A 26,352-nucleotide genomic window follows, 5' to 3' on the forward strand; every position below is an offset into this window, starting at 1 on the left:
GGACGCCGCCGTCACGCCCGGCGCCGCGGATCCCCTCGGCTCGCTCACAGTCCCCGCTCCCGCCCGTCGTCCGGCCCGTCCTCCGTGTGCCCCGTCGGGGAGCCCTGGGCCGGTGTCGCACCGTGTGCCGCGACGGCCTCCACACCGTCGTACGCCGCGAGCGCCTCGCGGGCCGCCCGGCGGGCGCTGTCGGCGAGTTCGGGCGGGGAGACGATCCGGCCGTCACGGCCGAGCCGCAGCGCCAGGCGGCGCAGGGAGGCCGGGTCGGGCGTGCGCAGGGTGATGCGCAGGCCGCCGTCGGGCAGCTCCTGCGCGCTGTCGTGCGGGTAGTACTCGGCGACCCAGCGTCCGCCCGGGCCGACCTCGACGACGACCTCGGGGTCCTCGGCGGCCGGCTGCACCAGCGCCTCGGACAGGTCCCGCAGCTCCACCTCCGGCGGCGCGGCGGGCTCGTCCAGGATGCGGATCTCGGCGACCCGGTCGAGCCGGAAGGTGCGCCGGGCCTCGGAGCGGCGGCACCAGGCCTCCACATAGGTGTGCCCGACGCTGACCAGGCGGATGGGATCGATCTCGCGCTCGGTGAGTTCGTCGCGGGCCGGGGAGTAGTAGCGGATCCACAGGCGCCGGCGCTCGGAGATCGCCCGGTCGACGTCGGCGAAGACGCCGCCCTCGGACTCGAAGGTGACGGACAGCCGCGAACTGGCGCCGGCCGTCTCGCCGGCCGCGGTCTCCACCTTGGCGGTGGCCCGTAGCAGCGCCTGCCGGTCGCTCTCGCGCAGTCCGGGCAGGGTCGCCACCGCGCGGGCGGCGACCAGCAGCGCCGTGGCCTCGTCGGCGGCGAGCCGCAGCGGCTCGGCCGCGTCCGCGCCGAGGGCCGCCGGGTTGTGCCACCAGATGCGCTCGCCGTCGGTGTCGATGTCGAGCAGGTCACCGCCGCGGAAGCTGGTGCCGCACATGGGCAGCACGTCCAGGTCGGAGACCAGCTCCTCCTCCGTGATGCCGAAGGCGCGCGCGACGTCCTCGACGCGGGCGCCGGGGCGCTCCCGCAGATACGTCACCAGGGACAGCATCCGCCGGGTCTGGTCGATGGCGTTGACGGGCCTGACCGGTTTGCCTGCCACTGTGTTGTCGCTCCCCTTCAGCCCTTGGCCACGGCACGCAGCCGGTCCACCACGTCCGCGCGCAGCTCCGCGGGCTCCAGCACCACCACGTCCGGACCGAACTCCACCAGCCAGGCGTCCAGGCCGTGCCCGTACGGGATCTCCAACTCGTCCCAGCCGTCCCCGAGTTCCCGCACGACGGTGGCCTTCGCCCGAAGGGGGTACCCCGCGCCCGTGCGCAGCCGGATCAGCGCGGAGCGGTCGGCCGTCTCCCCCGCCCAGCTCGCCACCGTCTCACGGACGGTGACGACGTCGGGCACGGGGGCGGTGAACCGTGCCCCGCGCGAACGCACCTTGCCGGTGATCCGCGACAGCCGGAACACCCGCTCCGCTCCGCGGTCACGGTCGAACCCGGCCAGGTACCAGTGGCCGCGCCAGCACTCCAGGGCCCACGGCTCGACATGGCGCGGCTCGGGCTGCGCGGCGTTGGCCTTGCGGTACTCGAAGTGGACCGGGCGGCGGTCGCGGCAGGCCAGCATCAACGGCTCGAAGGCGGCCTCGTGCACGGGGATGCGCGGCTCGAGCGCGCTGTGCGCCTCGTACGGGTCGACGTCCTCGGGCAGCCCGGCCGCCCGCAGCTTCTGCAGCGCACCGCTGGCCGCGCCGGCGAGCCTGGCCTGCTGCCAGACCTTGGCGGCCAGTCCGAGCGCGGCGGCCTCCTCGGCGTCGAGGGTGATGGGCGGCAGCCGGTTGCTGTCGCGGCGGGCGAGGTAGCCGATCTCGCCGTCGAGGCCCTCGACGGTCTCGATGACCAGGCCCAGCTCCCGCAGGTCGTCCTTGTCACGCTCGAACATGCGGTTGAAGGAGTCGTCGGATCCCGCCTCGAGGTAGGCCTCGATGGAGTCACGCAGCTCGCGCTTGCTGAGGGGCCGGCGCGTCCCGAGCAGACACAGCGCCAGGTTCATCAGCCGCTCGGCCTTGGCAATGGCCATCGACGCCCTTCTCCCTGTGGTGCTTACGACGCACGACCGTACCGCCCCGCGGCGGCGGGGCAAAAGCCGAGGGCCCATGCCCGGGCGGGCATGGACCCTGGACGACCGGCTCCGGCGCCGCTCCGGCCGGAGCGCGACCGGACCGTGATCGGGTTCCGGTCAGACTCCGAGGAGGTCGACCACGAAGATCAGCGTCTCGCCGGGCTGGATCGCCGGGGTCGGGCTCTGGTTGCCGTAGGCGAGGTGAGCGGGGATGGTCAGCTGGCGGCGGCCGCCGACCTTCATGCCCTGCACGCCCTGGTCCCAGCCCTTGATGACCCGGCCGCCGCCGAGCGGGAAGCGGAACGGCGTGCCGCGGTTCCAGCTGGCGTCGAACTCCTCACCCGTGCTGAAGGCCACGCCCACGTAGTGGACGGTCACGGTCTGGCCGGCCTCGGCGACCGGGCCGTCGCCCTCCCAGATGTCCTTGATCTCGAGGTCCGCCGGGGGCTCGCCGCCCGGGAAGTCGATCTCGGGCTTGTCGATGCTCACGTTCTAGCTCCTGCTTGTCTGCGGAAAGGCAACGTCCCAGTCTTACATCCCCGCCGGTCACATCTTCGCGAGGATGTCGACCGAGAAGATCAGCGTGGAGTCCTTCTCGATGCCGCTGTCCTGCGGCGGATTGTCGCCGTACCCCAGGTCCGGCGGGATGACGATCAGGACGCGGCTGCCGACCTTCTTGCCGGTCAGGCCCTGCGCCCAGCCCTTGACGACCTGCTGCAGCGAGAACGACGTCAGCTGCTTCCTGCCGTACGTCGAATCGAACTCCTTGCCGCCCTTCCACAGCACGCCCTTGTACTGGACGAGCACGGTGTTCTGCGCGCCGACCTCGGGGCCGTCGCCCTCGATGACGTAGTTCGCGACGAGCTTCTTCGGCGCGTCGGCGTCGGGCACGTCGATGGAGGGGGCGGAACCGTCGGTGTTGGTGCCGACCTTGGGCAGCGCCGCGTCGTTCTGCGGGACCTCCTTGCCCTTGGCGGAACTCCGGGCGTTGAAGGTGTCCTTCACGTCGACGACGAACACCAGGGTGTCGGTGCCCTTGATGCCGCCCTGCTCGTTGCCCTGCTCGCCGTAGCCCCACGTGGGCGGGACGGAGAACTCGACGCGGCTGCCGGTCTTCTTGCCCGTGAGCGCGTACCGCCAGCCGTCGATGATGCTGCCCTGCGCCAGCTGGATGACGATCGGGGTCTTGCGGTCGTAGGAGTTGTCGAAGACCTTCGCGGTGTCCCAGACCTGGCCCAGGTAGTCCGCCGCGAGGAAGTCGTTCTCGGCGATCGCCTTACCGCCGCCGGCCACGACCGTCTTCACCGCGAGGTCCTTGGACGGCTCACCACCGCCCTTGGCCACCGTCGGCTTCTGCCCGAACTCCGTGCCCGCCGTGATCGCCGGCAGCGGCCCGTCGACGATCTTCGGAGCCGGCGCCGCGGACGCGTCCGACGCCTGGGGCGTCGCGCTGTCACTGGCCTTGCTCGCGCCGGAGTCCTCGTCACCGCATGCGGCGAGCGTGACCAGTCCGGCGGGAACGGTGAGGAGGAGGGAGCGTCGGCGCACGGTGGGGGCCTCGTAATCGGTGTCGGTCGGTCTTGCTTGCTGGCGTGCGCGCAACTCTACGGCGTGAGAAGGGCACCGTACGGATAACGTACGGTGCCCGTGTTGCGTTCCGGCCCGCCGGGACGGAGCGCTTCTCACCTCGCCCGGGTCACATCCCGGCGATCAGCTTCTCCACCCGGTCGTCCACCGAACGGAACGGGTCCTTGCACAACACCGTGCGCTGGGCCTGGTCGTTGAGCTTGAGGTGGACCCAGTCGACGGTGAAGTCCCGGCGCTGTTCCTGGGCCCGCCGGATGAAGTCGCCGCGCAGCCGGGCCCGAGTGGTCTGCGGCGGGACGGACTTGCCCTCGAAGATCTTCAGATCGTTGGCGACCCGGGCGGCCTGGCCCTTCTTCTCGAGCAGGTAGTACAGACCACGACGGCGGTGGATGTCGTGGTAGGCGAGGTCTATCTGCGCGACCCGCGGGTGCGACATGGTCATGTTGTGCTTGGCCCGGTACCGCTCCAGGAGCTTGTACTTCATGACCCAGTCGATCTCGGTGCCGATACGGTCCAGGTCCTCGGCCTCGATCGCGTCCAGCGTGCGGCCCCACAGCTCCAGCACCCGCTCGACGGTGCCGGTGCGGATACCGCGGCGCTCGCAGAAGTCCACGGCCTTCTCGTAGTACTCCCGCTGCACCTCCAGCGCGGACGCCTCCCGGCCGCTGGCCAGACGCACCTTGCGCCGCCCGGTGATGTCGTGGCTGACCTCGCGGATCGCCCGGATCGGGTTCTCCAGGGTGAGGTCACGCATCACCGTGCCCGCCTCGATCATGCGCAGCACCAGGTCGGTGGCGCCGACCTTGAGCAGCATGGTCGTCTCGGACATGTTGGAGTCGCCCACGATGACGTGCAGGCGCCGGTACCGCTCGGCGTCGGCGTGCGGCTCGTCGCGGGTGTTGATGATCGGCCGCGAACGCGTGGTCGCCGAGGAGACCCCCTCCCAGATGTGCTCGGCACGCTGGCTGACGCAGTACACGGCACCGCGCGGCGTCTGCAGCACCTTGCCCGCGCCGCACAGCAGCTGTCTGGTCACCAGGAACGGAATGAGGATGTCCGCGAGCCGCGAGAACTCCCCGTGCCGGGCCACGAGGTAATTCTCGTGGCAGCCGTAGGAGTTGCCGGCGGAGTCGGTGTTGTTCTTGAAGAGGTAGACGTCGCCCGCGATTCCCTCCTCGTGCAGGCGTCGTTCGGCGTCCACCAGGAGTCCTTCGAGAATGCGCTCGCCCGCCTTGTCGTGGGTGACGAGTTCGATCACGTTGTCACATTCGGGTGTGGCGTATTCCGGATGTGATCCCACGTCGAGATAGAGGCGGGCCCCGTTGCGCAGAAAGACATTGCTGCTGCGGCCCCATGACACGACACGGCGGAAGAGGTACCGCGCCACCTCGTCAGGCGACAGGCGGCGCTGTCCCCTGAACGTGCACGTGACGCCGTACTCGTTCTCCAGCCCGAAAATGCGGCGGTCCATGACTGAACATTACGCCTGATGACCCGAACTGAAACGGGGTTCGACAGCACGGTTCGGATCATTTTCCGATGAAGCCGCGACCACCGCCGTCCGGGCGGGAGCTGCGAGGACCCCTCCCGTGCACGCCAGCACGAGCAGCGACACGGCCCCTGCCGCCCCGGGCAGCGCGAACCCCCACAGCGCCCCGCCGTGCTCGACGACCGGCCCGGCGAGCCCCGTCCCCACCGAGGCGCCCACGGTGAACGTCGTCACCAGCCACGAGAAGGCCTCCGTCACCGTGCCCCGCGGCGCGTGCAGGTCGACCAGCACGAACGCGCAGGCGATGCACGGCGCCAGGAACACCCCCGCGACCGCGGTCAGCAGCACCATGGCGAACGCCCCCGGCATCAGCATCAACGGCAGGTAACACACCGCCAGAAGCGCCACCAGGAACCGCAGTCGCCGCGCGGGGTCACCGGACCACTGCCGGGCCCCGTACACGGCCCCGCCGACCAGCGCACCGAAGCCCAGGGCGGCCATCAGCCACCCGTAGACCGCGTCGCCGCCGTGGCCGTCCGCGTACGACACGGACGCCACGGTGATGGACCCGAGCGCCATCCCGACGAACAGAAACGCCCCCAGCAGCACCAGCAGTCCGGACGAACGCAGCGCGCCCAGCCAGTGCGCCTCGCGCGGAGCCGACCGCCACGCGCGCGAGGGCGGCGACACGACGACGGACAGCGCGCCCAGCACCCCCAGCCCGTTCAGCACCAGCAGAGCGGCCAGCGGCGACCACAGCGACACGCACACCGTCACGAGCAGCGGCCCGACGGTGAACATCACCTCCTGCGCCACGGCGTCCATGGCGTACGCCGCGTGCACCTGCTCCTTCTCGCGGAGCACGCTCGGCCACAGCGCCCGCAGCCCGCCCTCCAGCGGAGGCGTGAACAGCCCCGAAGCGGCCACGGCCGCGTACGCGAGCGCCACCGGCTCCGTCCCGGCGAACGCGAAGACCGCCATGGCCAGTCCCGACAGCACCGCGGCCGGCAACTGCACCCGGGGCTGCCCGCGCAGATCGACGAGCCGGCCCAGCACGGGCTGCCCCACGGCGTTGGCGACCCCGTACACCGCGGCCAGCGCACCCGCGAGGCTGTACGAACCGCCCTCGGCCCGCACGAACAGCACGATCGCGATCGCCGCGGTGGCGTTCGGCAACCGCCCCACGAGCGTGCCGACGAGCAGCCGCACGGCGTGCCGCGCCCGGAGAATGTCCAGGTAACCGGCGACCACGACCCACCCCCTTCTCGGAACGACGGACAAGGTTTTACGTATAACTAGCCGCGCCATACGTACCATGTCGCCTGTCCACGAGTCCAGACGAAAGCGCAGGCCAACGGTGGCACGAGGCAGCACCCGCCCCACCAGCCGGGACGTCGCCCAGGCCGCCGGCGTCTCCCAGGCCGCGGTCTCCCTGGTCCTCGGCGACAAGTGGCGCGGCCGTGTCTCCGAGCCCACCGCCCGGCGCGTCCGCGAGGCCGCCCACGCGCTCGGCTACCGCCCCAACCTCGCCGCCCGCAACCTCCGCCTGGGCCGCACCCGCACGGTCCTGCTGGTCGTCCCCGCGCTGACCACCGAGTTCTTCGCCGGCGTCTACACCGGCGCCGCTCGCGTCGCCGCCGAACACGGCTTCGGGGTGGTCCTCTACCCGTCCCCCCAGGGCGTCGGCCCGGCCCGCGACCCCTTCGCCTCCGCCCAGGCGGCCCTGGACGGGATCATCGCCTCCTCCATGGCGGCGGACGCGCTCACCGCCCTCCGGGGCGACCTGCTCCCCCTGGTCATGCTCGACAGCGACCCGGAGGGCAGCCTGGGAGCGGCCACGGTCAACCTCGACATCGCCGACGCCATCCGCCAGATCACGGAGCACCTGCTGTCCCTGGGACACCGCCGCTTCCTCCACCTGGCGGCGGACGTCCCGTCCTGGACCTTCCAGGTCCGCGCGCGGGAACTCACGGCGCGGCTGGCCGCCGTCCCCGGCACCACACTGCGCACCGCCAGAGCCGCCATCTCGATCGAGGACGCCCTGACGGCGACGGAGGCCGCACTGGCCGCCCCCGGCACCCGCCCCACGGCTCTGGTCTGCGACGACGACAAGCTGGCGGCCGGCGCGTACAAGGCGGCCCGGCGTCTGGGACTCCGCATTCCCGACGACCTCTCCGTCACCGGCCTGGACGACCTCGGCCTGGCCACCGCCATCGATCCCGAACTGACGACGGTCCGCCTGGACGCGGAGCTCTTCGGCGAACGCGGGATGCGGGCGCTGCTGGCGGTCCTGGAGGGCCGGCCGCCCGAGGCCGGCGACATCCCGGTGAACCTGGTCGTACGGGGCTCCACGGCGCCACCGCGGTGAGCGGCGCGGGCACGCGCCCGGCACCACGGGGTGCCTCCCCGCCCCCGGCTCCCGTTCGGCCGGGGAACCCTCGGCGCACATGCGTCGGCCGCCGCAGGTGTCCCACGGCGGCCGACGGCGAAGTGCGGCGCGGACTACTCCTCCGCCCCGTCCTCCTCCTCGGACATGACCGCGGACGCGGCACCGCCCGCTCCCGCGTCCAGGAGCCGCGACAGCTGACCGCCCACGATCCGCTTGAACTTCCGCTTCTGCGGCCGCGTACGGTCCAGCACCGCGACCTCCAGCCGCTCCGCGGGAATCTCCCGCTCGCTGCCGTTCGTGTCGCGGGACAGCGCCTGCACGGCCAGCTTCAGCGCCTCGGCCAGCGTCATCCCGTCCCGGTGCCGCTGGTCCAGGTAGCCACTGATCTGCTCCGCGTTGCCGCCGACCGCGACCGAGCCGTGCTCGTCCACGATCGAGCCGTCGTGCGGCAGCCGGTAGATCTGGTCGCCCTCGGGACTGTCCCCGACCTCGGCGACGACCAGCTCCACCTCGTACGGCTTCTCCGCCGAGCTCGAGAAGATCGTGCCCAGCGTCTGGGCGTAGACGTTGGCGAGCCCCCGGGCCGTCACATCGGCCCGGTCGTACGTGTAACCACGCAGATCGGCATAGCGCACACCGCCGATGCGCAGGTTCTCGTACTCGTTGTACTTACCGGCCGCCGCGAAGCCGATCCGGTCGTAGATCTCGCTGAACTTGTGCAGCGCACGGGACGGGTTCTCGCCGACGAACACGATGCCGTCGGCGTACTGCAGCACAACCAGGCTGCGACCACGCGCGATGCCCTTGCGGGCGTACTCCGCCCGGTCGGCCATCGCCTGCTGGGGTGAGACATAGAACGGCGTCGACACCGGTTATCCGTCCCTTTCTGTCGAAGTCACTGGACCACCTGACAACACGAACGCACCCGCTACAGCAGCCCGGCCCGCGGACCGTCGGGCTGCTCGAGCCGCCGGTCCAGAACCGAACGGGCCAGCCGCGAACTCTCGTCCTCGGTCAGCCGGCGGAAACCGTCCTCGGTGATCACAGTGATGATCGGATAGATCCGGCGCGCGACGTCGGGACCACCGGTCGCCGAGTCGTCGTCCGCCGCGTCGTACAGCGCCTGGACCACGAGCGTCGTGGCCTCTTCCTCGGACAGATCCTCACGGAACAGCTTCTTCATCGCGCCGCGCGCGAAGATCGACCCGGACCCCGTGGCCGCGAAGTGCCGCTCCTCGGAACGCCCGCCCGTCACGTCGTACGAGAAGATGCGCCCCGTGCCGCGGTCCACGTCGTACCCGGCGAACAGCGGCACCACGGCCAGCCCCTGCATCGCCATGCCCAGATTCGAGCGGATCATCGTCGACAGGCGGTTCGCCTTGCCCTCCAGGGACAGCTGCGCGCCCTCGACCTTCTCGAAGTGCTCCAGCTCCAGCTGGAACAGCTTCACCATCTCCACGGCCAGCCCCGCCGTACCGGCGATGCCCACCGCCGAGTACTCGTCCGCAGGGAAGACCTTCTCGATGTCGCGCTGCGCGATCATGTTGCCCATGGTGGCCCGCCGGTCACCGGCGAGCACGACACCGCCCGGGAACGTCACGGCCACGATCGTGGTGCCGTGCGGCGCCTCGACCACACCCTGCACCGGCGGCAGCTGCCGGTTGCCCGGGAGCAGCTCGGGCTGGTGCTCTCCCAGGAAGTCCATGAACGAAGAGGACCCAGGCGTCAGGAAGGCAGCTGGTAGACGCCCGGTGCTACGAGTGTTGGCTTCCACGAAGTTCCCTCCAGGTAGGCGGCAGCCCGACGAACAGCGTCGGGATCGTCTCCCAACTTGCCGATGGCCGAATTGCAGTTGAAGCACAGTACGCCACGGACCTTACCCGTCTTGTGACAGTGATCCACGTGTACGGCCGGAGCCCTCAAGCAGATCACGCAGAGCCCCATCTGAGAGGCGACCATCGCGTCCCGCTCGGCTTCGGTAAGGCCGTACTGACGCTTTAGGTGACGGGCCCGCCCTTCGATTGCCCGGCACGCCTTGCAGGCTGTCGACAGGCCGTCGGAAGCCGTCCTGTTTCGATCCCACTCGGAGTGCGGCTTGATCTCCTCGCAGCGCTGGCAGTACTTGTGCCCTTCAGGTGCTGCCACCCTTGGGCGGGGCTTCCTGCCGCAGGCATCCTGACGCTGCCGGTAGTACGCCGCAGAGCACTCCCGGCAGTACGCCTGAAGGCGGTCTTTCATCGCCTTGTTACTCGCGAAGGCTGCTCGCGGTTTGGACTGCTTACACCGCGAGCAGCGCTTCACGTTTTCGTCAGACAATCCCAACTCCCCCGCCGCAACCTTCGAAACAGAGGTGAAGTCACTCTCCACCCTTCTGAACGAAGGAGCGCACGAAGTCCTCGGCATTTTCTTCCAAGACGTCGTCGATCTCGTCCAGGACGGAGTCCACGTCGTCGCTCAGCTTCTCCTGGCGCTCCTTGAGGTCCTCGGATGCCTGCGCGTCCTGCGCCTGCTCCTCGACCTCCTCGGTGGAACGCGTGGCCTTCTGCTGGCCGCCGCCGGTGTCCTTGGTCGCCATAACCCTCACCCCGCTCGGTTCGCCCGACACAGTTGCTCGGTCAAGATCAGACCCTACAAGCCGGGTCCGACATCGGCCCCGCACTTTCTCCAACGTGCGGGGGCCATCTCGATGGTTCCCGGACCAGGTGGCTTTCACCCCGTCCGGCGGTCCTCTCCGTGTACCCGCTCCGCGCCGTCATCCGCCGGACAGGACCCTGACCAGGTCGTCCGCGGTGCGGCAGCGGTCCAGGAGCTCCTTGACGTGGTGACGCGTCCCGCGCAGCGGTTCCAGGGTCGGCACCCGCTGCAGCGAGTCCCGGCCCGGGAGGTCGAAGATGACCGAGTCCCAGGAGGCCGCCGCGACGTCGTCCGCGTACTGCTCCAGGCAGCGCCCGCGGAAGTACGCCCGAGTGTCCTCCGGGGGCTTCGTACGGGCCCGCTCCACCTCCGTCTCGTCCAGCAGCCGCTTGATGCGGCCGCGGTCCACCAGCCGGTTGTACAGACCCTTGTCGGGCCGTACGTCGGCGTACTGGAGGTCGACGAGGTGCAGCCGGGCGGCGTCCCAGTCCAGGTCGTCCCTGCGCCGGTAGCCCTCCATGAGCTCCCGCTTGGCGACCCAGTCCAGCTCGCCGGCGAGGCTCATCGGATCGTTCTCGAGCCGGTTGAGGGTGTCCTCCCAGCGGGTCAGGACGTCCTTGGTCTGCTCGTCGGCGTCCGCTCCGTACCGCTCCTCGACGTACTTGCGGGCCAGCTCGTAGTACTCCATCTGGAGCTGCACCGCGGTCAGTGACCGGCCGCTGCGCAGCGTGACCAGGTGCTTCAGGGTCGGGTCGTGCGAGACCTGGTGGAGGGTGCGCACGGGCTGGTCGACGGCGAGGTCGACGGCGATGAAGCCGTCCTCGATCATCGACAGGACCAGGGCGGTGGTGCCCAGCTTCAGGTAGGTCGAGATCTCCGACAGGTTCGCGTCGCCGATGATCACGTGCAGTCGGCGCCACTTCTCGGCGTCCGCGTGCGGTTCGTCGCGTGTGTTGATGATGGGCCGCTTGAGCGTCGTCTCCAGGCCGACCTCGACCTCGAAGTAGTCGGCGCGCTGGCTGAGCTGGAAGCCGTGTTCGTGTCCGTCCTGGCCGATGCCGACGCGGCCGGCGCCGGTGACGACCTGGCGGGAGACGAAGAAGGGCGTCAGGTGGCGCACGATGTCCGAGAAGGCGGTCTCCCGCTTCATCAGGTAGTTCTCGTGCGTGCCGTAGGAGGCGCCCTTGTTGTCGGTGTTGTTCTTGTAGAGGTGGATCGGCTGGGCGCCGGGGAGCTGTGCGGCCCGCTCGGCGGCCTCGGCCATGATGCGTTCGCCGGCCTTGTCCCACAGGACGGCGTCCCGCGGGTTGGTGACCTCGGGGGAGCTGTACTCGGGGTGGGCGTGGTCGACGTAGAGCCGTGCTCCGTTGGTGAGGATGACGTTGGCCAGGCCGATGTCCTCGTCGGTGAGCTGGCTGGAGTCGGCTGCCTCGCGGGCGAGGTCGAAGCCTCGCGCGTCCCGCAGCGGATTCTCCTCCTCGAAGTCCCAGCGGGCCCGGCGGGCCCGGTGCATCGCCGCCGCGTAGGCGTTGACGATCTGGGACGAGGTGAGCATGGCATTGGCGTTGGGGTGACCGGGGACGGAGATCCCGTACTCCGTCTCGATGCCCATTACTCGCCGTACGGTCATGCGGCCCTCCTTGCCCGGCGGCGCCCTCGGTCGTGGGCGCCGCTCACGTGGCGCTCCGGTGCGTGTGCGGTGCCCGTCCCCGCACTGCGCGACTCGGCGGTACGGAAGAGCCTAGAACGCCTTTGCGCCGCTGGGGAGATCATTTGCGTCATTGCCTTGCTCCAGCCGTGGCCCCGGAAAACAGTCGGCTGCGGGTACCCGCCGAAGGGCACCCGCAGCCGCCCTGTTTTTTACAGGTACTGACCGGTGTTCGCCACCGTGTCGATGGAGCGTCCGGTGTCCGCGCCCTGTTTTCCGGTGACGAGTGTGCGGATGTAGACGATCCGCTCGCCCTTCTTTCCGGAGATGCGGGCCCAGTCGTCCGGGTTGGTGGTGTTGGGCAGGTCCTCGTTCTCCTTGAACTCGTCCACGCATGCCTGGAGGAGGTGGGAGACGCGGAGGCCTTTCTGGTTCTTCTCGAGGAAGTCCTTGATGGCCATCTTCTTGGCGCGTCCGACGATGTTCTCGATCATGGCGCCGGAATTGAAGTCCTTGAAGTAGAGGACTTCCTTGTCGCCGTTGGCGTAGGTGACTTCCAGGAAGCGGTTCTCCTCGGATTCGGCGTACATGTGTTCCACCGCCGTCTGGATCATGCTCTGGACGGTGGCCGCCTTGTCCTTGTCGTGCTCGCGGAGGTCGTCCTCGTGGAGCGGGAGGCGCTCGGTGAGGTACTTGCCGAAGATGTCCTTGGCCGCTTCGGCGTCCGGACGCTCGATCTTGATCTTCACGTCGAGCCGGCCGGGCCGCAGGATGGCGGGGTCGATCATGTCCTCGCGGTTGGAGGCGCCGATCACGACCACGTTCTGCAGGCCTTCCACGCCGTCGATCTCGGCGAGGAGCTGCGGGACGATGGTGTTCTCCACGTCCGAGCTGACGCCGGAGCCGCGGGTGCGGAAGAGGGACTCCATCTCGTCGAAGAAGACGATGACGGGGGTGCCCTCGCTGGCCTTCTCCCGGGCCCGCTGGAAGACCAGGCGGATCTGCCGCTCGGTCTCGCCGACGTACTTGTTGAGGAGCTCGGGACCCTTGATGTTGAGGAAGAAGCTCTTGCCGGCGGCCTGGCCGGTCACTTCGGCGACCTTCTTGGCCAGCGAGTTGGCGACCGCCTTGGCGATGAGCGTCTTGCCGCATCCGGGGGGCCCGTAGAGCAGGACGCCCTTGGGCGGCCGCAGCTCGTGCTCCTTGAACAGGTCGGGGTAGAGATAGGGGAGCTCGACCGCGTCGCGGATGGCCTCGATCTGTCCGCCGAGGCCGCCGATCTGCTCGTAGCCGATGTCGGGGACCTCTTCGAGGACGAGTTCCTCGACCTCGCTCTTGGGGACGACCTCGTAGACGTAGCCGGAGCGGGGCTCGAGCAGGAGGGCGTCGCCGGCGCGGATGGTGACGCCCCGCAGCGGCTCGGCGAGCCGGACCACGCGCTCCTCGTCGGTGTGGCCGAGCACGAGGGCGCGCTCACCGTCCTCGAGGATCTCCTTGAGGGTGACGATGTCGCCGATGCTCTCGAACTCCATGGCCTCGACCACGTTGAGCGCTTCGTTGAGCATCACTTCCTGGCCGCGCCGGAGCTCGTCGAGCTCGACGCTCGGGCTGACGTTCACCCGGAGTTTGCGGCCGCCGGTGAAGATGTCGGCGGTGCCGTCCTCGTTGGCCTGCAGGAAGACGCCGAAGCCGGCCGGTGGCTGGGCCAGCCGGTCGACCTCTTCCTTGAGGGCCACGATCTGGTCGCGGGCCTCGCGGAGTGTGCTGGCGAGTCGTTCGTTCTGGGCGGACACGCCGGCCAGGTTGGTCTGCAGCTCGACGATCCGCTCTTCGAGAATTCTCGTGTGCCGCGGAGAGTCGGCGAGCTTGCGTCGCAGGACGGCGATCTCCTGCTCAAGGTAGGCCACCTGCCCGGCCGGGTCCTCGGACCCGCGTCCCGGGCGGAAGCCGCGGTTCATGTCGTCGTCGTTGGCTGCCACGGTCCTCACCTCCTCCAAGGGGAGCTGGACGCTTCCAGACCCTACCTGGGTGGGTGTCGATTGAAACCCCTAGATCACAAAGACTGTCGGGGTGTGTCCGATCTTCACCCTTGCGCTCTCCCTCACGCCAGGGGAATACCCAGCGAACGTGGATGGAACCCAGGCAGAGGTAGGGTCGAAGCGTTCAACACCCGTCAGAGCTGGCCGGATTCCCGACCGGATCGACGCAGGAAACGGCAGGAGAAGATGAGCGTGCAGCAGGAGGCCGGAGTCGACGGTGAGGCCCTGGAGGTCTGGATCGACCAGGACCTGTGTACCGGTGACGGCATCTGTGCGCAGTACGCGCCCGAGGTGTTCGAGCTGGACATCGACGGTCTGGCCTACGTCAAGGGCGCCGATGACGAGCTCCTGCAGGCCAAGGGTGCGACGGTGCCGGTGCCGTTGCCGCTTCTGACGGACGTGGTGGACTCGGCGCGGGAGTGCCCGGGCGAATGCATCCATGTACGTCGCGTTTCGGACAGGACCGAGGTCTATGGCCCGGACGCAGAGTGACCGAACTGTGACTTAATCGCCACGCACGGTGACCGGGGCCGGTGGATCGCACCGGGCACGGTCACCGTTGTCGTTCATACGGTCTGCGCCTGGGACGGCGTGTCGCGGACGAACGCGCCGTTCTTCCACTGCCATTTCACGTCGTCGGTGACGTCCGGGCAGCAACTGGGCACGTCGGCCGACGAGTAGCCGAGGAGCGTGGCATGGACAGCCGCGCCGCGCACCGAGAAGCCGGTGACGTTCCGGCGTTCCGCGGGGTCCACCAGGGTGGCCACGACGCGGGGTTCGCCGTTGTCGGTGTTCCGGGTGAGGACGTAGACGCCGTCGGGCGGGGTGCCGGTGGGCGCGTCGCAGTGCACGACGGCCACCGTCTCGGGGCGGCCGTCGCCGTCGAGGTCGCCGGAGGCCTTCTTCTTGACCACGGCCTCGACCGGACCGCACCGGAGAGGGAAGGCGACGGCGGCGGGGTCGGGGGGCGGGGTGTGTGCAGGGGCGGTGTTCGTCCGGGCTCCGGCGCTCTGGGCCGCGGTCGCGGCGTCGGGCTGCAGGACCGCGGAGAGGGCCACGACCGCGGCCAGGGCGGTGGCCGTGGCGACCCAGTGGAGGGGCCGGGTGTGCGTGTGCGACAGGTCCGGAACGGCGGGGTGCTGCACGAGGAGTGTCTCCTGTGAGGGCTGTGCCGGTGGGGTGGCCAGCATCGTGCCACACGTCACAGTGCGGGGGAACGGCGGGGTGGGTACCGGTCCGTCTTCCTCCGCGGAGCCCTGGTGGCGGTTCGTGCGGTGGCTGATACCGGTGGCCTGTCGGTGTTCTCGGCCGGTGCGTCAACGCGACGGCGCCGCGGTGGAGTTCCCGGCATGTCGGGGAACTCCACCGCGGCGCCTGTGCGTTGGTCGTGGCAGGGAGCCGTTCAGCGGCCGGAGCCTCCGCCGGCGTTGGGGCCGTCGTAGTCCTCGCCGTAGGCGCCCTTGGCGGGGCGGCGGCGGCGCATGGGCGGCTCGACGCCGTCGGCGAGGCGGCGGGCGGTGAGCAGGAAGCCGGTGTGGCCGATCATCCGGTGGTCCGGGCGGACGGCGAGGCCCTCGACGTGCCAGTTGCGGATCATCGTCTCCCAGGAGGTCGGCTCGTTGAAGCAGCCGATCTCGCGGATGGACTCGACGGTCCGCGCGAGCTGGGTGGTGGTGGCGACGTAGCAGCACAGGATGCCGCCGGGCACGAGTACCTTGGAGACGGCCTCGAGGCACTCCCAGGGGGCGAGCATGTCGAGGATGACCCGGTCGACGTCGGTGTCGGACAGGTTGTCCTGGAGGTCGCCGACGGTGAGCTGCCAGGCGGGGTGGGGACCGCCGAAGTAGCGCTCCACGTTCTGCCGGGCGATGTCGGCGAAGTCCTCGCGGCGCTCGTAGGAGTGCAGCATTCCCTGGTCGCCGATGGCGCGGAGGAGGAAGCTGCTGAGCGAGCCGGAGCCGACGCCGGCCTCGACGACGCGCGCGCCGGGGAAGATGTCGGCGAAGGCGAGGATCTGCCCCGCGTCCTTCGGGTAGACGACGGCGGCCCCGCGGGGCATGGACAGGACGTAGTCGGGGAGCAGGGGGCGCAGCGCGAGGTAGGCGACGTTACCGGTGGTGCGGACAACGCTGCCCTCGGGAGCACCGATCAGTTCGTCGTGGGGGAAGGAACCCTTGTGGGTGTGGAAGTTCTTCCCGGCCTCGAGCGTGAACGTGTAGTGGCGGCCCTTGGGGTCGGTCAGCTGTACCTGGTCCCCGACCTTGAAGGGCCCGCGGCGGCGGGCGGCACCGGTCGGTTCGGACATGTGACCAGCCTACCGGTTCCCCGCCGGGTGCTTTACCGGCGGTCGGGGCGGAGCGGCGGGGCGGGGTCAGCTGGGGCGTGCCATGGCCTTGACGAAGGCGCGCTCGACGTCGGCGGCGGACAGGACGCCGTAGATCTCGCCGGTCTCCTCGATCACCAGGTACTCGGTGGCCGGGGTCGCCCGCAGCGCGTCGAGGAGTTCCTCACCGGACAGCTCGGCCGAGACGCGCATGCCGTCGGTGAGGTCCTGGGCGAGCCCGCTGACGGGGACCCAGGGGCGACGGTGTTCGGGTACGCCGACGATGGCGGCCTCGCGGACCAGGGAGACGGGGACGCCGTCGCCGTCGACGACGACCAGGGCGCGGGCTCCGGAGGCGTTGGCGCGGCGCAGGGCTTCGGAGAGCGGGGTGTCGGCGGGGACGGGGACGGCGCGCCGGGTGAGGGTGCGGGCGCGCAGCTCGGGCAGGTGCTCGCGCAGCCGTGCCATGCGCAGGCTGTTGCCGGCGCCGGTCCAGATGATCGCGGCGAGGATGGCGGCGAGCAGGGCGTCCATGAGGGTGTCCATGCCGACGTCGTCGACGGTGCCGGAGCCGAGCGCCCCGGACTGGGTGAGCCAGGGCAGCCCGATCAGGACGGTGACGGCGAGGGCGCGGCCGACCCAGGCGGCGGCGACCGTGCCGCTCATGGGCTTGCCGGTGATCTTCCAGACGACGGCGCGCAGCATCCGGCCGCCGTCGAGGGGGAGGCCGGGCAGCAGGTTGAAGGCGGCCACGATGAGGTTGGAGATCATCAGGCCGGCGAGGAGGACGCCGGGGACGGTGCCCGGTTCGACGGGGAGCAGGGCGAGGTAGAAGACGCCGGCGAGGACGAGGGAGAGCAGGGGGCCGACGAAGGCGAGCACGAACTCGCGGCCGGGGGTCTCGGCCTCCTTCTCGATCTCGGAGACGCCGCCGAAGAACTGCAGCTGGATGCGGCGGACCGGGAGCTTGAAGCGGAGGGCGGCGACGGTGTGGGCCAGCTCGTGGACGAGGACGGAGGCGTAGAAGGCGACGGCGAAGAAGAGGGAGACCAGGTAGCGGGTGGCGCCGAGCTCGGGCAGGACCCGGTCGAGCTGGCCGCCGAACACCCAGGTGATGAGGGCGGCGACGAGGAACCAGCTGGGGGCGACGTACACGGGCACGCCGAACGGGCGCCCCATCAGCAGTCCGCCGCCGGGCTCGGGGCGGCGCTGCGGTGGCCGTCCCGGGCCGTCGCCGGTGCGGGCCTCGGCTCGGGGGGCGCCGGGCCGGCCGGCGGCGGGTTCCGGGGGGGCGTCGGCGTGCCCGCCTTCTGCCGGTGGCTGCCCGCCGGGGGTGTCGTCCGGTGTCCCGGGGCGCTGTCCGGGGGTGCCGGCGGCGGGTTTGGGGTGTACGGGGTCGCCGGCCGGGGCCGTGGAGCCCGTGGGGGGCTCGGCCGATTCGTCGTTGCCGGACCGCGGCTGCCCGCTCCCGCCGCTCACGTCCACGGTGTCCCCTCGTTCGAAGCGTCTCCCGCGCCTGCCGGGCGGGAGGGTCTCGTGTCGATGGTATGCGGCCGGCGCGCCCTGTTCCGCTCCGGCACCCTGCGCCTTCCCCTCCGTCGCACGGGTCATGGCCGCGACTGGGTCACTGTCGGTGCCGGGCCGTAAGGTCTGTGGGCATGGAGACGAGTATCGAGGATGCCGCGAGGGACGCCGACGGCCCTGCCCCGGCAAGAGCGGCGGCGGCCCTGGGGGGCACGGTGGAGGAAGCGGTGGCCGCCGCTCCGGCGGGGCCCGTGCCGCCGCCCGTGTCCGTCGCGACGGCTCCGTCCTCGCTCTCTCCCTCGCGGGCCGGCGACTTCATGCAGTGCCCGCTGCTGTACCGGTTCCGGGTGATCGACCGTCTGCCGGAGAAGCCCAGTGAGGCGGCGACCAGGGGCACCCTGGTGCACGCGGTGCTCGAGCGGCTCTTCGACGTGCCGGCGGCCGAGCGCACGCCGCCGCGGGCGAGGGCCTTGGTGCCGGGGCAGTGGGAGCGGCTGCGCGAGAGCCGGCCGGAGGTGGAGGAGCTCTTCGCGGACGATCCGGAGGGTGAGCGGCTGGCGCGCTGGCTCGGTGACGCGGAGCGGCTGGTCGAGCGCTGGTTCACGCTGGAGGACCCGAGCCGTCTGGAGCCGGCCGAGCGGGAGCTTTTCGTCGAGGCCGAGCTGGAGTCCGGGCTGCGGCTGCGCGGCATCATCGACCGGGTCGACGTGGCGCCCACCGGTGAGGTGCGGATCGTCGACTACAAGACGGGCAAGGCGCCCCGGCCCCAGTACGCCGAGGACGCGTTGTTCCAGATGAAGTTCTACGCGCTGGTGGTGTGGCGGCTGAAGAAGGTGGTTCCGCGGCGGCTGCAGCTGGTGTACCTCGGCAGCGGTGATGTGCTGACGTACGACCCGGTCGTCGCCGATCTGGAGCGGGTCGAGCGCAAGCTGCTGGCGCTGTGGGAGGCGATCCGGCTGGCGACCGAGACCGGTGACTGGCGGCCGCGTCCCAGCAAGCTGTGCGGCTGGTGCGACCACCAGGCGCACTGCCCGGAGTTCGGCGGTACTCCCCCGCCCTATCCGCTGCCTGTGAGGGCGGCCGCTTCCGGCGCGGGCGAGCAGGGCAGAATGGGGCCGGACTAGCGAAGGAGACTTACGTGGCCATCCGCGTCCTACTGGTCGACGACCAGCCGCTGCTGCGCACGGGCTTCCGGATGATTCTGGAGGCGGAGCAGGACCTCGCGGTCGTCGGCGAGGCCGGGGACGGCCTCCAGGCGCTGGACCAGGTGCGGGCGTTGCAGCCCGACGTGGTGCTGATGGACATCCGCATGCCGCGGATGGACGGTGTGGAGGCGACCCGGCAGATCACCGGACCGGAGCGGGACGGTCCTGCCAAGGTGCTGGTGCTGACCACCTTCGACCTCGACGAGTACGTGGTGGAGGCGTTGAAGGCGGGGGCCAGCGGCTTCCTGCTGAAAGACGCCCCCGCGGGTGAGCTGGTGCAGGCGATCCGCGTGGTGGCGGCCGGCGAGGCGATGCTCGCGCCGAGCATCACCCGGCGGCTGCTCGACAAGTACGCCACCCATCTGCCCTCCGGTGACGAACCGGTACCGGACACCCTGCACACGCTGACCGACCGTGAGGTGGAGGTGCTGAAGCTGGTGGCGCGCGGCCTGTCCAACGCGGAGATCGCCGCCGACCTCTTCGTCAGCGAGACCACTGTCAAGACGCACGTCGGGCATGTGCTGACCAAGCTCGGTCTGCGGGACCGGGTGCAGGCGGCGGTGTACGCGTACGAGAGCGGGCTGGTGCGTCCCGGCGCGCAGTAGCCGTCCTCGCAGCACGTCGAAGGGCGCCCTCTTCCTTCCCGGGAAGAGGGCGCCCTTCGGTCGTGCGGGGCCGGGTGCGTCAGCCGCTCACACCGCGGGCCAGCTCCCACAGCTGCAGCGTGGAGGAGGTGTTGAGGGCGTAGGCGGTGCCGGTGATGTCGTCGCGGAAGGCGACGTACTGCTTGCCCTGCCACAGGGGGATGAGCGGGACGTCCTCGGCGATGATGTCCTGCATCCGGGTCAGGCTGTCGGCGGCGGACAGGCGGTCGGCCTCACGCCGGGACTGGGGGATCAGGGTGTTGATGACCTCGGGTTTCGCGTACGGCGAGTTGAGGGAGTTGTCCTTGTCGAGGAACGGCGCCAGGAAGTTGTCGGCGTCCGGGAAGTCCGGGAACCAGCCCATGCCGAAGACGTCGTACTCGCCCTTCAGCTGGGCCGAGTGGAAGACCTCCCAGGGGATGCCCTCGATGTCGACCTCGAACAGTCCGCTGTCGTTCAGCTGCTTCTGCAGCTGCTCGAACTCCTGCTTGGTGGCGGCACCGTAGTGGTCGGTGGTGTAGTGCAGGGTCAGCTTCACCGGCGTGGTGATGTCCGCGGACTCCAGCAGCGCCCTGGCCTTGCTCACGCTCGGCTCGCCGTATGTGTTGAAGAACGAGTTGGAGTGGCCGGTGATGCTGGCCGGAACCATCGAGTACAGCGGCTCGGCCTGGGAGCCGTAGACCGCTGAGATGAGCTCGCTGCGGTTGATGATCTGGGCCATCGCCTTGCGGACGGCCTTGTCCTTCACGGTCGGGGCATCGGTGTTGAAGCCCAGGTAGCGGATCTCGAGGCCGGCCATCTCGACGATGTCGACGTCGCCGTCCGTGGCCTCGGTGAGCTTCCGGACCTGCTCGGGCGACATCGCGCGGGACATCAGGTCGATGTCGCCCTTCTCCAGCGCGGCGCCCATGGTCTCGGAGTCGGCGAAGGACACGATCTCGGCCTTGTCGTTGTTCACCTCGAGGCTCCCCTTGTAGTGGGGGTTCTTGGTGAACACGGCCTTGGTCAGTTCGCCGTCCTTGACCTCGGGCTTCATGGTGTAGGGGCCGGAGCCGTCCACCTCGAAGCCGTTGCGCAGGCTGTTCTTCTCGTAGTCGTCCGGGTCGACGATTCCGGCGACCGGGGTCGACAGCTTGAACGGGAAGGTGGCATCGGCGGTGTTGAGGTGGAAGATGACCTCGCGGTCGCCCTTGGTCTCCACGGTGTCGATGGTGGACAGCAGCGAGAACACGCTGGTGTCGGCCTTGATGGAGAGGACGCGTTCGATCGAGTACTTCACGTCGGCCGCGGTGACCGGGTCGCCGTTGGCGAACTTGAGGCCGTCACGCAGGGTGCAGGCGTAGCGTTCGTTGCCGGTGTCGGTGAATCCGCATTGCTCCGCCGCCTCGGGGACGGGTTCGCCGTCGCCGCGCGGCTGGGTCATCAGCGTCTGCACGGTCTGACGCAGGATGTTCCAGGAGCCGACGTCGTAGGCGTACGCCGGGTCGAGGGGCGCGGGGGCGTCCTTCGAGGCGGTGAACCGGTCCGTGGTGCCGACGACGATCGCGTCCCCGCCGCCGCTGCCGCCGTCGGACCCGCCGCAGGCGGCGAGTACCGGCGCGAGCAGGCCGACGACGGCCGGCAGCACCAAAGTCTTGCGGTTCATGCTCGAGTTTCTCCAGAGCTGTCGGTCCGTGTATACGGCATGCAGGGGTGTCGCGGGCCGATCACGGGGTAGTGGCCGAGGTTCTCGCGACGAGATTAGTCCGCGCCCGCAGGAGTGCTCGCAGCCCCCGGAGCCGGGGCCTCATCACTGAGCGGAACCGGGCGCGGACACACCGAAAACCTGACAGAGGAAGGTTTAGTGCAGTGATTCACCAATCGGGACACAAGGGCACCCCGACAACGTTCTCCCGGCCGGTGCCTGCACAGCCTTGTCCCTCTGTCGACCCTCGTCGGCGTGGTGAACGTCACAGGACGGGTGTGTATGAGGACGTTGGAATTCGACCGTCCGCGCCGGCGGGAAATCCTTCGGTGCAGTGACTTCCGTTCTTCCGCCGGGCGTTGCGGAAATGCCGCGCCGTGGGCTCCGTGCGTCGTGTGAACGACGCTGTGTGAACGGTCAGCGCATTTCCGTCATCAGACCGCGCAGAAATGTCAGGTCGACCTCTTCCAGCGACCGGACGACGGTGCGCCGGGCGGCCGGCGTGATGGGGGCGACGGAGGGAACGGCGACGACATGGCACCCGGCGGCCTCCGCTGCGGCGACCCCGGTCGCGGTGTCCTCGACGACGGCGCAGCGGGCCGGGTCCACGCCGAGTCCGGCGGCGGCGGCCAGGTAGGGGTCGGGGTGGGGCTTGGTGCGGGGCACCTCGTCGCCGGCGACGGTGAGGGCGAAGTGTCCGCGGCCCAGCGTGGTCAGGACGCGGTCGATGACGCGCCGGTGCGACGCGGAGACGAGAGCGGTCGGGATCTCGTGCTCGGAGAGCTCGGCGAGCAGCCGGGCGGCGCCCGGCATGAGGGGCAGGGACCGGCCGATGCGCTGCTCGAAGCCGTCGTTGAGCAGGACGCTGAGTTCGGCGAGCGTGATGTCGGCGCCGGTGGCTTCGATGAGAAAGCCCGCGCTGCGGGTCATGGGGCCGCCGACCACCACGTGGCGCCAGGAGTCGTCGAGGGTGTGGCCGAGGGAGGCGAAGACCTCCTTCTCGACGTCCCACCAGAAGCCCTCGGTGTCCACCAGGGTGCCGTCCATGTCCAGGAGCACGGCCTGGAGGGCGGAGCCTTCGGCCGTACGGGTTCCGAGCGCGGGGACCGTACTGGTCATCCACATACCTCCTTGAGGGGCGATCAGGCCGGTTCCCTCGGGGGGAACCGGCCTGCAGTGGACCGACCAGTGTACGTCGTGCGGTGCCGGAACGCCTGGTGGGACGCTGGAGAGCCCCGTGGCAGGGGTCCGTGGGCCTCAGCGGGCGTTGAAGTACTTGGCCTCCGGGTGGTGGATCACGATGGCGTCGGTGGACTGTTCGGGGTGGAGCTGGAACTCCTCGGACAGGTGGACGCCGATGCGCTCGGGCCGGAGCAGGCCGGCGATCTTGGCGCGGTCCTCCAGGTCGGGGCAGGCGCCGTAGCCGAGGGAGAAGCGGGCGCCCCGGTACTTCAGGGCGAACATGTCCTCCATCGCGGCCGGGTCCTCCCCCGCGAAGCCGAGCTCGGCGCGGACGCGGGCGTGCCAGTACTCGGCGAGGGCCTCGGCGAGCTGGACGGACAGGCCGTGCAGTTCGAGGTAGTCGCGGTAGGCGTTGGCCTGGAACATCCGGGCGGTCTCCTCGCCGATGCGGGAGCCGACGGTGACGACCTGGAAGCCGACGACGTCCCTCTCGCCGGACTCCTCCGGGCGGAAGAAGTCGGCCAGGCACAGGCGCCGGCCGCGGCGCTGGCGGGGGAAGGTGAAGCGGGTGCGCTCGTTGCCCGCCTCGTCGAGGACGATCAGGTCGTCGTCCTTGGAGACGCAGGGGAAGTAGCCGTAGACGACGGCCGCCTCCAGCAGGTTCTCCGTCTGGAGCCTGTCCAGCAGGCCGCGCAGGCGGGGGCGGCCCTCGGTCTCGACCAGTTCCTCGTAGGTCGGGCCCTCGCCGGTGCGGGCCTGCTTCAGTCCCCACTGGCCCTTGAAGAGGGCGCCCTCGTCGAGCCAGGAGGCGTACTCCTTGAGCTGGATGCCCTTGACGACCCGGGTGCCCCAGAAGGGCGGTTCGGGGACGGGGTTGTCGGTGGCGACGTCGGAACGGACGTGTCCTTCCTCGGGCCGCTCCTCGATCTCGACGGTGGCGGCCTTGACACGGCGCTGGCGCAGTTCGGGCAGCTTGGCGCCGGGCACGCCCCGCTTGATGCCGATGAGGGCGTCCATCAGCCGCAGGCCTTCGAAGGCGTCGCGGGCGTAGCGGACTTCGCCGTCGTAGATCTCGTGGAGGTCCTGTTCGACGTAGGCGCGGGTGAGGGCGGCGCCGCCGAGGATGACGGGGTAGTCGGCGGCCAGGCCGCGCTGGTTGAGCTCCTCGAGGTTCTCCTTCATGATCACGGTGGATTTGACGAGGAGTCCGGACATGCCGATGACGTCGGCCTTGTGTTCGGCGGCGGCGTCCAGGATCGCGGAGACGGGCTGTTTGATGCCGAGGTTGACGACGGTGTAGCCGTTGTTGGACAGGATGATGTCGACGAGGTTCTTGCCGATGTCGTGGACGTCGCCGCGGACGGTGGCCAGCACGATGGTGCCCTTGCCCTCGTCGTCGGTCTTCTCCATGTGCGGCTCCAGGTAGGCCACCGCGGTCTTCATCACCTCGGCGGACTGGAGCACGAACGGCAGCTGCATCTGGCCGGAGCCGAACAGTTCGCCGACGACCTTCATGCCGTCCAGCAGGGTCTCGTTGACGATCTCCAGGGCCGGACGCGTCTTCAGCGCGTCGTCGAGGTCCTGTTCGAGGCCGTTCTTCTCGCCGTCGATGATGCGGCGCTTGAGGCGCTCGTCCAGGGGAAGAGCGGCCAGTTCCTCCGCCTTGGACGCCTTCAGGGACTTGGCGGTGGCGCCCTCGAAGAGCTGCATCAGCTTCTGCAGGGGGTCGTAGCCCTCGCGGCGGCGGTCGTAGATCAGGTCCAGGGCTGTGGTGACCTGTTCCTCGTCGAAGCGGGCGATGGGGAGGATCTTGGAGGCGTGGACGATCGCCGAGTCCAGGCCCGCCTTGACGCACTCGTCCAGGAACACCGAGTTGAGCAGGATCCGGGCGGCCGGGTTGAGGCCGAAGGAGATGTTGGACAGGCCCAGCGTGGTCTGCACCCGGGGGTGACGGCGCTTCAGCTCGCGGATGCCCTCGATGGTGGCCACCCCGTCCTTGCGGGACTCCTCCTGGCCGGTGCAGATGGTGAAGGTCAGACAGTCGACGAGGATGTCCTCCTCGCGGATGCCCCAGTTCGTCGTCAGGTCCGCGATGAGGCGTTCGGCGATCTCGACCTTCTTCTCGGCGGTACGGGCCTGGCCCTCCTCGTCGATGGTCAGCGCGATCAGCGCCGCCCCGTGCTCCCGGGCCAGCTGTGCGACCTTGGCGAAACGGGACTCGGGGCCGTCACCGTCCTCGTAGTTCACCGAGTTGATCACCGCACGGCCGCCGAGCTTCTCCAGGCCGGCCCGCAGGACCTCGACCTCGGTGGAGTCCAGCACGATCGGCAGCGTGGAGGCGGTGGCGAAGCGGCCGGCCAGCTCCTCCATGTCGGCGACGCCGTCCCGGCCGACGTAGTCCACGCACAGGTCGAGCATGTGGGCGCCCTCGCGGATCTGGTCGCGGGCCATCTCCACACAGTCGTCCCAGCGGCCGGCCAGCATCGCCTCGCGGAACTTCTTCGACCCGTTGGCGTTGGTGCGCTCGCCGATCGCCAGGTAGGAGGTGTCCTGCCGGAAGGGCACGGTCTGGTAGAGGGAGGCGGCACCGGGCTCGGGGCGCGGGTCGCGCTCGGCCGGGGTCAGGCCGCGGACCCGCTCCACCACCTGCCGCAGATGCTCGGGGGTCGTCCCGCAGCAGCCGCCCACCAGGGACAGGCCGTACTCGCGGACGAAGGTCTCCTGCGCGTCCGCCAGCTCGGGGGCGGTCAGCGGGTAGTGGGCACCGTCCTTGCCGAGAACGGGCAGGCCTGCGTTGGGCATGCAGGACAGCGGGATGCGGGAGTGCCGGGACAGGTAGCGCAGGTGCTCGCTCATCTCGGCGGGGCCGGTGGCGCAGTTCAGGCCGATCATGTCGATGCCGAGCGGTTCCAGCGCGGTCAGCGCGGCGCCGATCTCCGAACCCAGCAGCATGGTGCCGGTGGTCTCGACGGTCACCGACACGATGACGGGCAGGTCGAGGCCCAGGGCGTCCAGGGCGCGCCGGGCACCCAGCACGGACGCCTTGGTCTGCAGCAGGTCCTGCGTGGTCTCCACCAGCAGCGCGTCGGCACCGCCGGCGACCAGGCCCTCGGCGTTGCGCTGGTAGGCGTCCCGCAGGGTGGTGTACGGGGCGTGGCCGAGGGTGGGCAGCTTGGTGCCGGGGCCCATCGAGCCCAGCACCCAGCGCTGCCGGCCGTCGCGGGCGGCGAACGCGTCGGCGGTCTCGCGGGCCACCCGGGCGCCGGCCTCGGACAGCTCGTGGACGCGCTCGGGGATGTCGTACTCGCCGAGGGCGGAGTGGTTGGCGCCGAAGGTGTTGGTCTCCACGCAGTCGACACCGGCGGCGAAGTACTCCTCGTGCACCGCACGCACGATGTCCGGCCGGGTCACGTTCAGGACCTCGTTGCAGCCCTCCAGCTGCTGGAAGTCCTCCAGCGTCGGGTTCTGCGCCTGCAGCATGGTGCCCATCGCCCCGTCGGCGACCACCACACGGGTGGCGAGTGCCTCGCGGAGGGCGGACACACGGGTCCGGGGGTCGGCGGACGGGGTGGACGGCGACGAGGCCATGAAGGGGCTCCCTAGGATGCGACGGCTGTCGGCTTTGCGCTGCCCGGTGACATCCGTACGAAGACGTCCCGGGAGAGAACGCACGCCGCCAGGGTAGCCGGGACCCGGGGCCGGTGACCGGGCGGTCCACGTGACGGACGAGGATGGGGCCGTACGCCCGCCCCCAGGGGTGACGCCGGTCGCCGGAAGGGCGTACCGGATGCCCGCCGCTCCCGGGCGCGGTCCGCCGGTCTTCCTCCGGATCGCGGTCCGAGTGCAACAGTTGCCCGCCGACCATTGGCG

General features: G+C 70.2%; 22 protein-coding genes. 4 read left to right on the forward strand and 18 right to left on the reverse strand.

Annotation, left to right across the window (positions count from 1 at the left end; genetic code table 11):
* Positions 1-44: 44 nt before the first annotated feature.
* The 6 genes from ACFYOJ_RS10355 to ACFYOJ_RS10380 all read right to left on the reverse strand — a co-directional run bounded on the left by ACFYOJ_RS10355 (position 45) and on the right by ACFYOJ_RS10380 (position 6,461).
* Positions 45-1,121, reverse strand: coding sequence for a WYL domain-containing protein (locus ACFYOJ_RS10355; RefSeq protein WP_356553846.1), 1,077 nt, complete (start codon positions 1,119-1,121; stop codon positions 45-47).
* 17 nt (positions 1,122-1,138) lie between these two features.
* A complete protein-coding gene (locus tag ACFYOJ_RS10360; protein WP_356553845.1) occupies positions 1,139-2,092 on the reverse strand; it encodes a WYL domain-containing protein in 954 nt (317 codons plus the stop codon).
* Between the two features lie 159 nt (positions 2,093-2,251).
* A complete protein-coding gene (locus tag ACFYOJ_RS10365) occupies positions 2,252-2,623 on the reverse strand; it encodes an FKBP-type peptidyl-prolyl cis-trans isomerase (protein ID WP_161163603.1) in 372 nt (123 codons plus the stop codon).
* 57 nt (positions 2,624-2,680) lie between these two features.
* Positions 2,681-3,682, reverse strand: coding sequence for an FKBP-type peptidyl-prolyl cis-trans isomerase (locus ACFYOJ_RS10370; RefSeq protein WP_356553843.1), 1,002 nt, complete (start codon positions 3,680-3,682; stop codon positions 2,681-2,683).
* A gap of 148 nt (positions 3,683-3,830) precedes the next feature.
* Complete coding sequence (gene pafA, locus ACFYOJ_RS10375; protein ID WP_052837743.1) at positions 3,831-5,192, reverse strand: Pup--protein ligase; 1,362 nt, start codon at positions 5,190-5,192, stop codon at positions 3,831-3,833.
* A gap of 9 nt (positions 5,193-5,201) precedes the next feature.
* A complete protein-coding gene (locus tag ACFYOJ_RS10380; RefSeq protein WP_356553841.1) occupies positions 5,202-6,461 on the reverse strand; it encodes an MFS transporter in 1,260 nt (419 codons plus the stop codon).
* A 106-nt stretch (positions 6,462-6,567) separates the two neighbouring features.
* Here ACFYOJ_RS10380 and ACFYOJ_RS10385 point away from each other — a divergent pair, with 106 nt between their 5' ends.
* Complete coding sequence (locus ACFYOJ_RS10385) at positions 6,568-7,578, forward strand: LacI family DNA-binding transcriptional regulator (RefSeq protein WP_356553840.1); 1,011 nt, start codon at positions 6,568-6,570, stop codon at positions 7,576-7,578.
* Positions 7,579-7,712: 134 nt separating this feature from the next.
* Here the strand turns inward: ACFYOJ_RS10385 and prcA are convergent, their stop codons facing one another.
* The 6 genes from prcA to arc form a co-directional block, all read right to left on the reverse strand.
* Positions 7,713-8,468: a proteasome subunit alpha gene (prcA, locus tag ACFYOJ_RS10390; protein WP_356553838.1), complete on the reverse strand. Its 756-nt coding sequence runs from the start codon at positions 8,466-8,468 to the stop codon at positions 7,713-7,715.
* A gap of 59 nt (positions 8,469-8,527) precedes the next feature.
* Positions 8,528-9,373: a proteasome subunit beta gene (gene prcB, locus ACFYOJ_RS10395; protein ID WP_356553836.1), complete on the reverse strand. Its 846-nt coding sequence runs from the start codon at positions 9,371-9,373 to the stop codon at positions 8,528-8,530.
* A complete protein-coding gene (locus ACFYOJ_RS10400; RefSeq protein WP_388596594.1) occupies positions 9,325-9,900 on the reverse strand; it encodes an endonuclease VII domain-containing protein in 576 nt (191 codons plus the stop codon). The genes prcB and ACFYOJ_RS10400 overlap by 49 nt, the downstream gene beginning before the upstream one ends.
* A gap of 55 nt (positions 9,901-9,955) precedes the next feature.
* Positions 9,956-10,174 (reverse strand): ubiquitin-like protein Pup, encoded by a 219-nt coding sequence (locus ACFYOJ_RS10405; protein WP_011027899.1) that lies wholly within the window; start codon positions 10,172-10,174, stop codon positions 9,956-9,958.
* A 177-nt stretch (positions 10,175-10,351) separates the two neighbouring features.
* A complete protein-coding gene (dop, locus tag ACFYOJ_RS10410) occupies positions 10,352-11,863 on the reverse strand; it encodes a depupylase/deamidase Dop (protein WP_356553835.1) in 1,512 nt (503 codons plus the stop codon).
* A 230-nt stretch (positions 11,864-12,093) separates the two neighbouring features.
* Positions 12,094-13,860, reverse strand: a complete 1,767-nt coding sequence (gene arc / locus ACFYOJ_RS10415) for a proteasome ATPase (RefSeq protein WP_356553833.1) — start codon at positions 13,858-13,860, stop codon at positions 12,094-12,096.
* A gap of 246 nt (positions 13,861-14,106) precedes the next feature.
* On the opposite strand from arc, the gene ACFYOJ_RS10420 reads away from it, so the two are divergent.
* The gene (locus tag ACFYOJ_RS10420; RefSeq protein WP_356553832.1) at positions 14,107-14,412 is read left to right on the forward strand and encodes a ferredoxin; all 306 of its coding nucleotides are present in this window, start codon (positions 14,107-14,109) and stop codon (positions 14,410-14,412) included.
* A gap of 74 nt (positions 14,413-14,486) precedes the next feature.
* On the opposite strand, the gene ACFYOJ_RS10425 is transcribed toward ACFYOJ_RS10420, so the two are convergent.
* From ACFYOJ_RS10425 to ACFYOJ_RS10435, 3 genes are all read right to left on the reverse strand, one after another.
* Positions 14,487-15,065: a hypothetical protein gene (locus tag ACFYOJ_RS10425; RefSeq protein WP_356553830.1), complete on the reverse strand. Its 579-nt coding sequence runs from the start codon at positions 15,063-15,065 to the stop codon at positions 14,487-14,489.
* Positions 15,066-15,322: 257 nt separating this feature from the next.
* A complete protein-coding gene (locus ACFYOJ_RS10430; RefSeq protein WP_356553829.1) occupies positions 15,323-16,225 on the reverse strand; it encodes a tRNA (adenine-N1)-methyltransferase in 903 nt (300 codons plus the stop codon).
* Between the two features lie 66 nt (positions 16,226-16,291).
* Complete coding sequence (locus ACFYOJ_RS10435; protein ID WP_356553828.1) at positions 16,292-17,728, reverse strand: site-2 protease family protein; 1,437 nt, start codon at positions 17,726-17,728, stop codon at positions 16,292-16,294.
* Positions 17,729-17,901: 173 nt separating this feature from the next.
* Here ACFYOJ_RS10435 and ACFYOJ_RS10440 point away from each other — a divergent pair, with 173 nt between their 5' ends.
* Both ACFYOJ_RS10440 and ACFYOJ_RS10445 read left to right on the forward strand, forming a co-directional pair.
* Positions 17,902-18,891, forward strand: coding sequence for a RecB family exonuclease (locus ACFYOJ_RS10440; protein WP_356553827.1), 990 nt, complete (start codon positions 17,902-17,904; stop codon positions 18,889-18,891).
* A 14-nt stretch (positions 18,892-18,905) separates the two neighbouring features.
* Positions 18,906-19,577, forward strand: a complete 672-nt coding sequence (locus ACFYOJ_RS10445) for a response regulator transcription factor (RefSeq protein WP_356553825.1) — start codon at positions 18,906-18,908, stop codon at positions 19,575-19,577.
* 79 nt (positions 19,578-19,656) lie between these two features.
* Here the strand turns inward: ACFYOJ_RS10445 and ACFYOJ_RS10450 are convergent, their stop codons facing one another.
* The 3 genes from ACFYOJ_RS10450 to metH all read right to left on the reverse strand — a co-directional run bounded on the left by ACFYOJ_RS10450 (position 19,657) and on the right by metH (position 26,070).
* Positions 19,657-21,261 carry an ABC transporter substrate-binding protein gene (locus tag ACFYOJ_RS10450; RefSeq protein ID WP_356553824.1) on the reverse strand — a complete coding sequence of 535 codons (1,605 nt, stop codon included), beginning with the start codon at positions 21,259-21,261 and terminating at the stop codon, positions 19,657-19,659.
* Positions 21,262-21,717: 456 nt separating this feature from the next.
* Positions 21,718-22,419: an HAD family phosphatase gene (locus ACFYOJ_RS10455; protein WP_356553823.1), complete on the reverse strand. Its 702-nt coding sequence runs from the start codon at positions 22,417-22,419 to the stop codon at positions 21,718-21,720.
* 138 nt (positions 22,420-22,557) lie between these two features.
* Positions 22,558-26,070: a methionine synthase gene (gene metH, locus ACFYOJ_RS10460; protein ID WP_356553822.1), complete on the reverse strand. Its 3,513-nt coding sequence runs from the start codon at positions 26,068-26,070 to the stop codon at positions 22,558-22,560.
* Positions 26,071-26,352 lie beyond the last annotated feature (282 nt).

This window comes from Streptomyces sp. NPDC006384, from assembly GCF_042870695.1.
In the GTDB taxonomy this organism is placed as follows: Bacteria; Actinomycetota; Actinomycetes; order Streptomycetales; family Streptomycetaceae; genus Streptomyces.

Bases quoted from the DNA above. Each gene is read 5' to 3' on its own strand.
- ACFYOJ_RS10455 (WP_356553823.1), bottom strand. From the start codon at position 22,419: ATGACCAGTACGGTCCCCGCGCTCGGAACCCGTACGGCCGAAGGCTCC.
- ACFYOJ_RS10430 (WP_356553829.1), bottom strand. From the start codon at position 16,225: ATGTCCGAACCGACCGGTGCCGCCCGCCGCCGCGGGCCCTTCAAGGTC.
- dop (WP_356553835.1), bottom strand. From the start codon at position 11,863: ATGACCGTACGGCGAGTAATGGGCATCGAGACGGAGTACGGGATCTCC.
- ACFYOJ_RS10405 (WP_011027899.1), bottom strand. From the start codon at position 10,174: ATGGCGACCAAGGACACCGGCGGCGGCCAGCAGAAGGCCACGCGTTCC.
- ACFYOJ_RS10440 (WP_356553827.1), top strand. From the start codon at position 17,902: ATGGAGACGAGTATCGAGGATGCCGCGAGGGACGCCGACGGCCCTGCC.
- ACFYOJ_RS10360 (WP_356553845.1), bottom strand. From the start codon at position 2,092: ATGGCCATTGCCAAGGCCGAGCGGCTGATGAACCTGGCGCTGTGTCTG.
- ACFYOJ_RS10450 (WP_356553824.1), bottom strand. From the start codon at position 21,261: ATGAACCGCAAGACTTTGGTGCTGCCGGCCGTCGTCGGCCTGCTCGCG.
- pafA (WP_052837743.1), bottom strand. From the start codon at position 5,192: ATGGACCGCCGCATTTTCGGGCTGGAGAACGAGTACGGCGTCACGTGC.
- ACFYOJ_RS10420 (WP_356553832.1), top strand. From the start codon at position 14,107: ATGAGCGTGCAGCAGGAGGCCGGAGTCGACGGTGAGGCCCTGGAGGTC.
- metH (WP_356553822.1), bottom strand. From the start codon at position 26,070: ATGGCCTCGTCGCCGTCCACCCCGTCCGCCGACCCCCGGACCCGTGTG.